The organism is Acidovorax sp. PRC11 (assembly GCF_031844105.1).
Classification (GTDB): domain Bacteria; phylum Pseudomonadota; class Gammaproteobacteria; order Burkholderiales; family Burkholderiaceae_C; genus Paracidovorax.
The window spans coordinates 1-11,786 of the sequence record NZ_JAUZUQ010000001.1 but is presented as its reverse complement, the minus strand read 5'-3'; the positions used below and the strand labels follow the sequence as shown (position 1 = coordinate 11,786).

The following is an 11,786-nucleotide window of genomic DNA, read 5'->3' as shown; positions in this document are numbered from 1 at the left end:
AGCTGCGTGACAGCGCATGCACCGATTTGGCGCGGCATCGGCCCGCCAATGGTGCGAGTGGCGCTACGATAAGGCCGGTGACTGCCGAGCGCAGCACCTTTTCGCCCAACAGAGACCCACCAGGAGACCCCTCAGTGCCTTCCGCCCTCCGCTTCCGCCCCTCCGTGTCCTGCACCATCGTGGCCACCGCCCTGGCCGCCTTCGCTGCCTCCGCCAGTGCGCAGGACGTGCAGAACGTCAAGATCGGCCACGCCGGCCCCGTTTCGGGCGGCATCGCCCACATCGGCAAGGACACCGAGAACGGCGTGCGCATGGCGGTGGACGACCTGAACGCGCAGAACCTCGTCATCGGCGGCAAGAAGATCCACTTCGAGATCGCCGCGGAGGACGACGCGGGCGATCCGCGCCAGGCCACGGCCGTCGCCCAGAAGTTCTGCGACCTGAAGGTGGCGGGCGTGGTCGGCCACCTGCAGTCGGGCACGTCGATCCCGGCCTCGTCTCTCTACGACAAGTGCGGCCTGCCGCACATCACGGCCGCCGCCACCAACCCGGACCTCACCAAGCCCGGCTACAAGACCACCTACCGTCTGATCGCCAACGACAGCGCACTGGGCGCGGCCCTGGCGATCTACGCGGCCGACCACCTCAAGCTCAAGACCGTGGCCGTCATCGACGACCGCACGGCCTACGGCCAGGGCGTGGCCCAGGTGTTCAAGGCGACGGCGCTGCAGAAGGGCCTGAAGGTGGTGGCCGAGGAGTTCACCAACGACAAGGCCACCGACTTCATGGCGATCCTGACCTCCATCAAGCCGAAGAAGCCCGACGGCGTGTTCTACGGCGGCCTGGACGCGCAGGCCGGCCCGATGCTGCGCCAGATGGAGCAGCTCGGCATGGGCGACGTGAAGTTCTTCGGCGGCGACGCGCTGTGCACCGAGAAGCTGCCCGACCTGGCCGCCAAGTCGGCGGCGCTCAAGAACGTGACCTGCGCGACCGGCGGTGCTTCCGTCGCCAAGATGCAGGGCGGCGCCGAGTGGAAAAAGCGCTATGACGCGAAGTTCCCCGGCCAGTTCCAGATCTACAGCCCCTACGCCTACGATGCGGCGATGGTGCTGGTGGACGCCATGAAGCGCGCCAATTCCGTCGATCCGAAGGTCTACACGCCGTTCCTCGCCCAGACCCAGTACAAGGGCGTGACGGCCAACGTGTCGTTCACGCCGAAGGGCGAGCTGACCACGCCGGCCGTGACGCTCTACCACTACCCGGCGAACGCGCGCGTGCCCCTCAACTGAGGCCCCTCGCCGGCGCTGCGGGTCCCGTGCCCGCAGCGTTTCGCTACAGTGGCGTGCCGCGCCCGGGTGTCCGGGCGCGGCACGTTCGTTTTGGAAGGAGAAACACCGTATGCGCATGGCATTGGGAATGGTGGCCCTGCTGGTCGCCCTGGCCTTGGTGGCCGTGCTCGCCAAGAAGCAGCTGGGCGCCGCGCGGGTCGCGGCCCCGGTCGTGCCCGGCGCGCAGGCCCCGGCACCGGACGCATCCACGCCCGACGTGCGGACGCAGAGCCGCCAGATGCAGGAGCAGGTGCGCCAGCAGATGGAATCGCTCATGCAGCAGCCCCGGGACATTCCCGACGACGCTGCGAAGTAGGGCGGGCGATGGCGGAAGGCAACGCAGGCCCGCAGCGAACCCACGACGAAGCCTGCATGCGGATCGCGCTGCAGGAGGCCGCCGGTGCCGGCGCCCGCGGCGAGGTGCCGGTGGGCGCGGTGGTGGTGAAGGACGGCGAGGTGATCGCGCGCGGCGGCAATGCGCCCATCGGCGGGCACGACCCCACCGCGCATGCGGAAATCATGGCCCTGCGCGCCGCGGCAGCGCGGCTGGGCAATTACCGGCTCGACGGCTGCACGCTCTACGTGACGCTGGAACCCTGCGCCATGTGCAGCGGCGCGATGCTGCATGCGCGCCTGGACCGGGTGGTCTACGGTGCCCCCGACGCCAAGACGGGGGCCGCCGGCTCGGTGGTGGACCTGTTCGCGCAGCCGGCGTTGAACCACCACACCCGCATCGAGGGCGGCGTGCTGGCGCAGGAATGCGGCGCGCAGCTGAGTGCCTTCTTCCGGTCGCGGCGCGACGACCAGCGTGCCCGGGCCCGGGCCGCGCACCCGCTGCGCGACGATGCGCTGCGCACGCCGGATGCGCGCTTCGCCGGGCTGCAGGACAGTCCCTGGGAGCCGCGCTGCGTGAGCGACCTGCCGGCGCTGGCGGGCCTGCGCATGCACTACCTGGACGAAGGCCCGCGCGATGCGCCGCGCACCTGGCTGTGCCTGCACGGCGCTGGCGGCTGGAGCCACCTGTACCGGCACATGCTGCCGGTGTTTCTGGCAGCGGGCGATCGCGTGGTGGCGCCCGACTTCATCGGTTTCGGCCGCAGCGACAAGCCGAAGAAAGAGGCGGTACACACGCTGGAATGGCACCGGCGCACGCTGGCCGAACTCGTGGAGCGTCTGGATCTTCGCAATACGGTGGTGGTGGCGCACGGGGAGGGCGGCCTGCCCGGGATGGCGCTGCCCACCGCGTCGGCGGACGTGGCCGCCCGCGTCTCCGGGCTGCTGGCCGTCAACGCCTGGCTGCCGCCGGGCGCTGGCGCGCCGCTGCCAGCCGGCCTGGCCGCGTGGCGCAAGGCGCTCGTCGCGCGGCAGGCCGCAGTGCTGCGACCCGGGGCCGCACCGGGCCTGGATGCGGCTGCGGCCGCCGCTGCCGAGGCACCGTTCCCCGATGCCGGCTACCGCGCCGCGCTGCGCGCGGGTCTCCACTGGCTGCCGGCCGACGCGCAATCCGTGGCCGCGCCGATCATCGAGGGCGCGCGCGCCTTCTGGGCCGCGCCCGGCCGCCGCAGCGCCGTGGCCGTCGGCCTGCGGGACGCGGCCTGGGGCGCCGCGGCGCTGGCCGATGCCCGGTCGGCACCGCCCTGGCCCGCGGGCTGCGGCGCGCCGTGGACGTGGCCCGACGCAGGGCATCGGCTGCCCGAAACCCACGGCCCCGAACTCGCGCGGCGCGCTGTGGAATACTTCCGTCCATGAGCGGCGCGCCCCAGACGCCGCCACCATGACGATCCTTGGCCGCAGCGGCGGGAACCCACCGAAGCGGTTCCGGCCGGCCGCGCCGCCAAAGCCCCACTTTCTTTTCCGTTCCCGCCGGAGCGGGCCCCACGGCCCGACACGCCTTGTCCGAACACGATCACGATCACGACCATTCCGCCTGCGGCCACCACCATGGCCCGCGCCACATCTACATCTACTCGCCGGCCGGTGCCGTGCGCGACAAGGCCAGCTTCAAGCGCGGTGTCGCCCGCCTGAAGGCGCTGGGCCACGAGGTGGAAGTCGATGCCGACGCGCTCGCCACCCACACCCGTTTCGCGGGCGACGACGCCACGCGGCTCGCCGCCATCCACCGGGCCGCGGCGAGCGGCGCGGACGTGGCCCTCATCTCGCGCGGCGGCTACGGCCTCACGCGCATCCTGGACGGCATCCGCTACAAGGCCGTGGCCAAGGCGGTCGAGCGCGGCACGCAGTTCGTGGGCCTGAGCGATTTCACGGCATTGCAGTGCGCGCTGCTCGCCAAGACCGGCGCGGTGACCTGGGCCGGCCCGGCGCTGGTGGGCGACCTGGGCTGCGAAGGCGAGCCCGACGACATCATGATGGCCTGCCTCGACGATCTGCTCACCGGCCACGGCGAGGGCGCGGGCTGGCGCATGCACAACGAGAAGCCGTCCGCCGAAGGCAAGCCCGCGGTGCGCGACGTCTACCTGCGCGACGCCACGCTCTGGGGCGGCAACCTGGCCATGCTGTGCTCGCTGGTCGGCACGCCCTACCTGCCGCAGGTGAAGGGCGGCATCCTGTTCATCGAGGACGTGAGCGAGCACCCCTACCGCGTCGAGCGCATGCTGACGCAACTGCTGCACGCGGGCGTGCTCGCGCAGCAGAAGGCCGTGGTGATGGGCCAGTTCACGGGTTACCAGCTCGCGCCGCACGACAAGGGCTTCAAGCTGCAATCGGTGGTGGACTGGCTGCGCACGCGCATCAAGGCGCCGGTGCTCACCAACCTGCCGTTCGGGCACGTGCCCACCAAGGTGCTGCTGCCGGTGGGGGCGCCGGTGTCGCTGTCGGTGGAAGGGCGTGACGCGCTCATCTACTGGGGGCATCTGGCGTAAGGCACGTTTCGCGGCGGCCAGCATGTGAGTGCTTTCCGCGCGGAGGGCAGCGTGAGGATGCACGCGTCGGACAGGCGACCCATAATCGGACACAAGACCTTGTCCTCCCCACGCCGAGCCATGCCCGACCGTACGCATTCCCGCCCCGTCCGGCCCCGCCGGGACCCGGAGCGCGGGCCCGTGGCGCGGCGCGGCATCCCACCGGGCCCCGGGCATCCCGGGCCGGCCTGGAAGGCGAGGGCGCGATGAAGACGGCCTGGCGCACGGTCGTGTTTTGCGACATCGTCGGCACCACCGCGCTGTTCGAGGCGCACGGCAATACGCGCGCGACCGCCACGGTGACCCGGATCACCGAATGGATGGGCGCGGTGCTCGCCTCCCACGGCGGGCGGGTCGTGAAGATGCTGGGCGATGGCGTGCTGGCGGTGTTCCGCGATCCGGGCGCGGCCGTCGGTGCCGTCGTGGACCTGGCCCGGCGGCACCACGACCAGGCGACGCACGCGGCCGTTCCGATGGACCTGCGCGTGGGCATGGCCCATGGCGAACTGGTGGAAGTGGACGGCGATACCTACGGCGATGCGGTGAACGTCGCCTCGCGCCTGTGCGAGCGGGCCGGCGCCCGCGAGATCCTGGCGGATGCGAGCACCGTGGAATCCGCGGGGCCCATCGGCGGCGCGGGCTATGTGCGCATCGGCTCGCTGGAGTTGCGCGGCCGCGCCGAGCAGCTCGTGGTGTACCAGGTGGACTGGCGCGAGGGCGACGAGCACGGGCTGCTGACCCAGAGCGCCGGCCTCAGCGAACTGGCACCGCTGCAGCCGCCGAACGTCTGGCTTGAACTGGCCTGGGCCGGCACCTTCCGCACCTTCGGCGCTGCGGACGGGCCGCTGCACGTCGGCCGGGCCTCGACATCGGCCGTGCGCCTGCCGGACGCGCGCGTCTCGCGGCTGCACGCGCGCATCGAATGGCGCGGCGCCTCCATCGTGTTCACCGATCTGAGCAGTTTCGGCAGCTGGGTGCGATTCGACGGCAGCGAAACGGTGGTGGCGCTGCGGCGCTCCACCTGCCTGCTGCACGGCAGCGGCCACATCGCCCTGGGCATGCCGTTCGGGCGCACGGATACGCCGACGATCGGCTTCGGCGTCACCGATTCCGAGACGCCCGAGACCTGGGATACGCTGCCGCCGCACTGAGCCGCGGCAGCAGGCCCCTCAGCAGCCGCGCGTGACCGGCACCTCGGCCGCCCGGCCGTATTCCGAGTACTTGCCCAGCTCCCACTTCGCGATGGCGTTGCGGTGCACTTCGTCCGGGCCGTCCGCGAAGCGCAGCGTGCGCGCACCCGCATAGGCATAGGCGAGCGGGAAGTCGTCGCACATGCCGCCGCCGCCATGCACCTGCATGGCCCAGTCGATCACCTGGCAGGCCATGCTGGGCGCCACCACCTTGATCATCGCGATCTCGGTCTTGGCGACCTTGTTGCCGGCCACGTCCATCAGCCAGGCGGCCTTGAGCGTGAGCAGGCGGGCCATGTCGATCTTGCAGCGGGCCTCGGCGATGCGCTCCTGCGTCACGGTCTGCTGGGCCACGGTCTTGCCGAAGGCGACGCGCGACGAAGCGCGGCGGCACATCAGCTCCAGCGCGCGCTCGGCCAGGCCGATCAGGCGCATGCAGTGGTGGATGCGGCCGGGGCCCAGGCGGCCCTGGGCGATCTCGAAGCCGCGGCCTTCGCCCAGCAGGATGTTGCTGGCCGGCACGCGCACGTTCTCGAACACCATCTCGACGTGGCCGTGGGGCGCGTCGTCGTAGCCGAGCACGTTGAGCGGGCGCAGGATGCGGATGCCGGGCGTGTCCGCGGGCACCAGCACCATGCTCTGCTGCGAGTGCTTCGGCGCCTCGGGGTCGCTCTTGCCCATGGTGATGAAGACCTTGCAGCGCGGATCGGCCGCGCCGGAGATCCACCACTTGCGGCCGTTGATGACGTATTCGTCGCCCTCGCGCTCGATGCGGGTGGCGATGTTGGTCGCGTCGCTGGAGGCCACGTCGGGCTCGGTCATGGCGAAGGCCGAGCGGATCTCGCCTTCCAGCAGGGGGCGCAGCCAGCGGGCCTTGTTCTCCTCGCTGCCGTAGCGGGCGATGGTCTCCATGTTGCCGGTGTCGGGCGCGGAGCAGTTGAACACCTCGCTGGCCCAGGGCACGCGGCCCATGATCTCGGCGAGCGGCGCGTATTCCTGGTTGGTGAGCCCGGCGCCGTCATAGCCCGAGGCCGCGGCGGAATCCACCGGCAGGAACAGGTTCCAGAGCCCGGCCGCGCGCGCCTTGGGCTTGAGTTGTTCGATGGTGTCGAGCGCCGTCCAGCGCCGGCCAGCGGCCGTGTTGGCGGCCAGTTCCGCGGTGTAGGCGGCCTCGGACGGGTAGATGTGCTCGTCCATGAACTTCAGCAGGCGGGCCTGGAGGTCCTTGGTCTTGGGGGAGTAGTCGAAATCCATCGCGGTGTCTCCGGTTGAAATCGGGCCGCGCGGGTGCGCGGAAAAGGGGGGCGGCGCTCGTGCCTGCCGATGCCTACATGCGCTGCGCGAAGCCCCAGGCCATCTCGGCCAGCGGGCGGGCGCCTTCGCCCGAGGCGCGCGCCTGGGCGCTGGACGCGGTGCCGTCCTCCACGCGCTTGGCGATGCCCTGCAGGATGGAGGCGAGGCGGAACAGGTTGTAGGCGAGGTAGAAGTTCCAGTCCGCGCGCAGCGCCTCGGGCGTGCCCAGGCCGGTGCGCTCGCAGTAGCGGCGGATGTATTCGTCCTCGGTGGGGATGCCGAGCGCGGCGTGGTCCAGCCCGCCGATGCCGCGGAACATGCCGGGCGGGATGTGCCAGGCCATGCAGTGGTAGCTGAAGTCCGCCAGCGGATGGCCGAGGGTGGAGAGTTCCCAGTCGAGCACCGCGATCACGCGCGGCTCGGTGGGGTGGAACATCAGGTTGTCGAGCCGGAAGTCGCCGTGCACGACCGAGACGCGGCTTTCGTCGCGCGCGCTCGCGGGCATGTGCGCGGGCAGCCATTCCATGAGCCGGTCCATCGCCTCGATGGGCTGCGTGATGGAGGCCACGTACTGCTTGCTCCAGCGGCCGATCTGGCGCTCGAAGTAATTGCCCGGCTTGCCGTAGCCCGCGAGGCCGCGTTCGGCGAAGGGCACCGTGTGCAGCGCCGCGATCACGCGGTTCATCTCGTCGTAGATGGCGCCGCGGCCGGCAGGGTCCATGTCCGGCAGGGCCTGGTCCCACATCACGCGGCCCTGCAGGAACTCCATGATGTAGAACGCGCGGCCGATGACCGATTCGTCCTCGCACAGCGCGTACATGCGCGGCACCGGCACGGCGGTGCCGGCGAGCCCGTTCATCACCTGGAACTCGCGCTCGATCGCATGCGCGGACGGCAGCAGCTTCGCCACCGGCCCGGGCTTGGCGCGCATCACGTAGCTGCGCCCGGGGGTGACGAGCTTGTAGGTCGGGTTGGACTGCCCGCCCTTGAACATCTCCACCGACACGGGCCCCTCGAAGCCCTCCACATGGGCCGCCATCCAGGCCGAGAGCGCGTCCGTATCGAAAGCGTGCTGCGCGGAGACGGGGCGCGTGCCGGTGAAGTGTTCGTAGGAAGCGGTCATGGAGGGGTCGGCGAAAAAGGGTTCTAGTGGTCGGTTTCGGCGATGCGCATCAGCACGTCACGGTCGCGCACGACGAGGCCGCCCGGCTCGATGCGGATGGCGTCCTCGCGCTCCATGGCCTTGAGTTCCTGGTTCACGCGCTGGCGCGACGCGCCCAGCAGCTGGGCCAGTTCCTCCTGCGCCAACTGCAGGCCGATGCGCACCTCGTCGCCGTGCGACAGGCTCGGGATGCCGTAGCTGCGCACCAGGTGCAGCAGCTGCTTGGCCAGCCGCGCCCGCAGGGGCAGGGTATTGAGGTCTTCCACCAGGCCGTAGAGCTGGCGGATGCGCCGCGCATGCAGGCGCAGCATGGCCTCGTAGAACTCCACGTGGGTGGCCAGGATCTTGCGGAAATCCGCCTTGGCGACGCAGAGGATGGTGGTGTCCCCGTGCGCATACGCATCGTGCGTGCGCCGGTCGCCGTCGAAGATCGCCACGTCGCCGAACCAGATGCCCGGCTCGACGTAGGTCAGCGTGATCTGCTTGCCGGAGATCGACGTGGAGCTCACGCGCACCGCGCCCTTCGCGCAGGCGATCCACTCCTCGGGCGGATCGCCGCGGGCGGCGATCAGGCCGCCATCCTTGAAGCGTTTGACGTAGGCGCATCGGAGTATGTCGTGCCGCAGCGAAGGGGAAAGGGAGGAAAACCAGCGACCGGTATTGATCGCCTCTCGTTCTTCGATGGTAAGAATGGGGTCGTCCATGGTCTGTCTTTTGCGTGACTGGAAGCCGGGGCATTGTCGCCCGGGGGACGTGCGCGCCAGCGCTGCGGGGGCGCTGCGATGTCGCACGCGTGTCTCTGGCCGTGGTGCGCGGCCCGGGTGCGGGGGCCGCGCGCCGGCCCGGCATGCGAGCCGGGTGTCGCAATGCCGGAAAGGCCGCCGAAGTGGCCGGCCGGGCGGTGGCGATGGTTCAGCGGTAGCGGGGCGCGCGCTTTTCGAGGAAGGCGGCGATGCCTTCCCCGGCGTTCGGATGCTGCAGGTTGCGCACGAACTGGTCGCGCTCGCGTGCGAGCTGTTGGGTGAGGGTGTTGGCGGGCGCCTCCGACAGCAGTTCCTTCGTGCTGGCGACCGCGTTGGGGGCCCGCGCGGCGAGGGTTTCGGCCAGGGCCAGCGCGCAGGTGAGCGCCTCGCCCGGGCGCGCGAGCCGGTTCACGACGCCCAGCGCATGCAGGCGCTCGGCACCGATGCGCTCGCCGCACAGCAGCAGTTCGGCGGCGAGCTGGCGCGGCAGCGCGCGCGCCAGGCTCCAGGTGGCGCCGCCGTCCGGCGAGAGGCCGACGCCGGCATAGGCCATCACGAAGGCCGCGTCGCGCGCGGCGACGACCATGTCGCAGGCCAGCGCCAGCGAGAAGCCCGCGCCCGCGGCCGCGCCTTCCACGGCGGCGATGACGGGCTTCGGGTAGGTGCTGAGCGTCTCGATCCATTGGTGCAGCGCTTCCACGCCCTGGGCCTGCGCCTCGGCGTCTTCCTGGCGCCGCGCCTGCAGCCGCTGCAGATTGCCGCCGGCGCAGAAGTGCGCGCCGGCACCGGTGATGACGACCGCGCGCACATCGGCGCTGCGCTCCGCGCCGTTCAACGCTTCCACCCCGGCGACGCAGATCGCCGGATCGAGCGCATTGCGCATCTCCGGATGGTGGATGGTCAGCACGAGGGTGTGCTGGGCGTGGGTGCTGCTCTCGAGTCTTGCGGGCATGTCGGGACGGTGTTCGGCGCGTGCGCGGGTGGCGCGCGGCGCGGTGGATGAGCAGCGGGCCCGCCGCGGCGCGCAGGGCGCATTCCCGCGGCGGAGCGTGCCGGGGGAAGGGTCAGGCCTCGACGTGCAGCAGGCTCAGCCCGATCGCGCCGCGGCGGCGCAGCCAGGGGCTGGGGCGGTAGCGCGGATCGCCGTACACGGTCTGCAGGTTGAACAGCACTTCGAGCATGTTGGCCGGTCCCCAGCGGTTGCCCATCGCCAGGGGGCCGAGCGGATAGCCCAGGCCCAGCGTGACCGCCGATTCGAGGTCGGCCGGGCTGCAGATGCCCTGCTGGCAGATGTCGCTCGCGATGTTCACGATGGTGGCCACCACGCGCTGCGTCACGAAGCCGCCGCTGTCGCGGATCACGCTCACCGGCTTGCCGTCGCGCGCGAAGAGGGCGTGCGCGGCGTCGCGGATGTCGACACGGGTGGCCGGATTGGTGGCCAGCACGCGGCGGCGCGTGGCGGCGTCCTCGACCAGCATGTCGATGCCGATCGTGCGCGCCGGGTCCAGGCGCTCGACCACGGCCACCGTGGTCACGTCGAAGCCGAGTGGCGCGACGAGCGAGATCGCCTGCGGCGAGGGCGAGTTGCCGGTCTCGATCCGCGCGCCCAGGTCCTTCAGCAGCTGGAACACCTCGGCCCGCCGCGCGGCGCGGGAAGACACCCACACCGGCGGAATCTCCGCGACGGTGGGAGCGGGCGGCTCGTCGGGCACCTGCGCTTTTCCGTCCACGTACCGGTAGAAGCCCTCGCCCGTCTTGCGGCCGAGCAGGCCGGCGGCGAGCCGCTGCGCGGCCAGTGCGCTGGGGCGGTACCGCGGCTCTTCGTAATACTGGCGATAAATCGATTCCATGACCGGCTGCGACACGTCCAGCGCGGTCAGGTCCATCAGCTCGAACGGGCCGAGCCGGAAGCCGACCTGGTCGCGCAGGATGCGGTCCACGGTGGCGAAGTCGGCGACGCCCTCGCCGACGATGCGCAGCGCCTCGGTGCCGAAGCCGCGGCCCGCGTGGTTCACGATGAAGCCGGGAGTGTCCTGTGCGCGCACGGGGGTGTGCCCCATGGCCCGCGCATGCTCCGCGAGGCGCTCGCACACCGCGGGGTCGGTCTTCAGGCCGGCGACCACCTCGACCACCTTCATGAGCGGCACGGGGTTGAAGAAGTGGAAGCCCGCGAAGCGCTCCGGATGCCGCAGGGCCGCGCCGATCGCCGTCACCGACAGCGATGAGGTGTTGGTGGCGAGCACCGCATCGGGGCGGACGATCTTTTCAAGTTCTGCAAAAAGCGACTGTTTGGCGTCCAGGCGCTCGACGATCGCTTCTATGATGAAGTCGCACCGCGCGGCCTCGTCCAGCGAAGCGATGGACGACAGGCGCCCGCGCAGGCTGGCTGCTTCGGCCTCACTGATGCGCCACTTGCCTACAAGGCGCTGCCACTGCTGGTGGATATGGTCGAGGGCGGCGTCCGCCGCGCCGGCCCGGTTGTCGAACAGCAGCACCTGGCTGCCCGCCTGCGCCGCCATCTGGGCGATGCCCTGGCCCATGGCGCCCGTGCCTATGATGCCTACGATCGGGAAAGGGTTGGTCATGGAGCGCCATTATGGCGTTGGGGGAGCGGCCGCTTATGTGCAAGAATGGATTGAATAAAAACGCAACCGTTGTGAAAATAAGTAACGCAATCATCGGGGCCGGCATCACGGCGTTCGCCACCGGCGCCGCTGCGCTGTCGCTGGGCGCGAGCCATGGAACGGTGGTGCTGGGCGCCCCGGTGGATCTCGTCTTCGACGTGCAGCCCGATGCGGGTACCGACGTCGCGTCCTCCTGCGTGCGCGTGCGGCTCCAGTCGGGCGACACGGCCGTGCCGGATTCCAAGGTGCAGGTCACGCCCGTGCCCGCCGCGGCGGGCCGCGTGCCGTCCGTGCGCGTGCGGGCTTTCATCACGGCGGACGAGCCCGTCATCACCGCCACGGTGTCGGCCGGCTGCAGCGGCGGCGTGTCCCGGCGGTACATCTTCCTGGCGCAGCTTCCCGAAGCTGCGGCTTCTTCGGCTTCTTCAGGTTCTTCGCGCCCGCTGGATGTCGGGCAACTGGCCGGCCTGGGCGCCCCGGCCGGCAGCGGCAGTGCCGGCAACACCGGCACGGCCACGGCACGCGGCG

General features: G+C 71.1%; 11 protein-coding genes. 6 read left to right on the top strand and 5 right to left on the bottom strand.

The window, feature by feature from the left end:
• Positions 1-134: 134 nt before the first annotated feature.
• From Q9R47_RS00055 to Q9R47_RS00035, 5 genes are all read left to right on the top strand, one after another.
• Positions 135-1,289, top strand: a complete 1,155-nt coding sequence (locus tag Q9R47_RS00055; RefSeq protein ID WP_311231222.1) for a branched-chain amino acid ABC transporter substrate-binding protein — start codon at positions 135-137, stop codon at positions 1,287-1,289.
• Between the two features lie 115 nt (positions 1,290-1,404).
• Positions 1,405-1,644, top strand: coding sequence for a hypothetical protein (locus Q9R47_RS00050; RefSeq protein WP_311231221.1), 240 nt, complete (start codon positions 1,405-1,407; stop codon positions 1,642-1,644).
• An 8-nt stretch (positions 1,645-1,652) separates the two neighbouring features.
• A complete protein-coding gene (gene tadA, locus Q9R47_RS00045; protein ID WP_311231220.1) occupies positions 1,653-3,077 on the top strand; it encodes a tRNA adenosine(34) deaminase TadA in 1,425 nt (474 codons plus the stop codon).
• Between the two features lie 143 nt (positions 3,078-3,220).
• The gene (locus tag Q9R47_RS00040; protein WP_311231219.1) at positions 3,221-4,207 is read left to right on the top strand and encodes an LD-carboxypeptidase; all 987 of its coding nucleotides are present in this window, start codon (positions 3,221-3,223) and stop codon (positions 4,205-4,207) included.
• A gap of 245 nt (positions 4,208-4,452) precedes the next feature.
• Positions 4,453-5,397, top strand: a complete 945-nt coding sequence (locus tag Q9R47_RS00035; protein ID WP_311231218.1) for an adenylate/guanylate cyclase domain-containing protein — start codon at positions 4,453-4,455, stop codon at positions 5,395-5,397.
• An 18-nt stretch (positions 5,398-5,415) separates the two neighbouring features.
• On the opposite strand, the gene Q9R47_RS00030 is transcribed toward Q9R47_RS00035, so the two are convergent.
• The 5 genes from Q9R47_RS00030 to Q9R47_RS00010 form a co-directional block, all read right to left on the bottom strand.
• Positions 5,416-6,690, bottom strand: a complete 1,275-nt coding sequence (locus Q9R47_RS00030; protein WP_311231217.1) for an acyl-CoA dehydrogenase family protein — start codon at positions 6,688-6,690, stop codon at positions 5,416-5,418.
• A 73-nt stretch (positions 6,691-6,763) separates the two neighbouring features.
• Entirely contained in the window at positions 6,764-7,852 is a 1,089-nt protein-coding gene (locus tag Q9R47_RS00025; RefSeq protein WP_311231216.1) for a phosphotransferase, read from the bottom strand.
• A 23-nt stretch (positions 7,853-7,875) separates the two neighbouring features.
• On the bottom strand, positions 7,876-8,595 hold the full coding sequence (locus Q9R47_RS00020) for a Crp/Fnr family transcriptional regulator (protein ID WP_311231215.1): 720 nt from the start codon (positions 8,593-8,595) through the stop codon (positions 7,876-7,878).
• Positions 8,596-8,803: 208 nt separating this feature from the next.
• On the bottom strand, positions 8,804-9,586 hold the full coding sequence (locus Q9R47_RS00015; RefSeq protein ID WP_311231214.1) for an oxepin-CoA hydrolase, alternative type: 783 nt from the start codon (positions 9,584-9,586) through the stop codon (positions 8,804-8,806).
• A gap of 112 nt (positions 9,587-9,698) precedes the next feature.
• On the bottom strand, positions 9,699-11,219 hold the full coding sequence (locus tag Q9R47_RS00010; RefSeq protein WP_311231213.1) for a 3-hydroxyacyl-CoA dehydrogenase: 1,521 nt from the start codon (positions 11,217-11,219) through the stop codon (positions 9,699-9,701).
• A gap of 71 nt (positions 11,220-11,290) precedes the next feature.
• Between Q9R47_RS00010 and Q9R47_RS00005 the strand changes: the two genes are divergently transcribed.
• Positions 11,291-11,786: FimV family protein (locus Q9R47_RS00005; protein WP_404977076.1), on the top strand; the 496-nt coding region annotated here is incomplete at its 3' end.

Excerpts from the sequence above, each read along its gene's own strand:
- Q9R47_RS00050 (WP_311231221.1), top strand. The coding sequence starts at position 1,405 with ATGGCATTGGGAATGGTGGCCCTGCTGGTCGCCCTGGCCTTGGTGGCC.
- tadA (WP_311231220.1), top strand. The coding sequence starts at position 1,653 with ATGGCGGAAGGCAACGCAGGCCCGCAGCGAACCCACGACGAAGCCTGC.
- Q9R47_RS00035 (WP_311231218.1), top strand. The coding sequence starts at position 4,453 with ATGAAGACGGCCTGGCGCACGGTCGTGTTTTGCGACATCGTCGGCACC.
- Q9R47_RS00030 (WP_311231217.1), bottom strand. The coding sequence starts at position 6,690 with ATGGATTTCGACTACTCCCCCAAGACCAAGGACCTCCAGGCCCGCCTG.
- Q9R47_RS00025 (WP_311231216.1), bottom strand. The coding sequence starts at position 7,852 with ATGACCGCTTCCTACGAACACTTCACCGGCACGCGCCCCGTCTCCGCG.
- Q9R47_RS00020 (WP_311231215.1), bottom strand. The coding sequence starts at position 8,595 with ATGGACGACCCCATTCTTACCATCGAAGAACGAGAGGCGATCAATACC.
- Q9R47_RS00015 (WP_311231214.1), bottom strand. The coding sequence starts at position 9,586 with ATGCCCGCAAGACTCGAGAGCAGCACCCACGCCCAGCACACCCTCGTG.
- Q9R47_RS00010 (WP_311231213.1), bottom strand. The coding sequence starts at position 11,219 with ATGACCAACCCTTTCCCGATCGTAGGCATCATAGGCACGGGCGCCATG.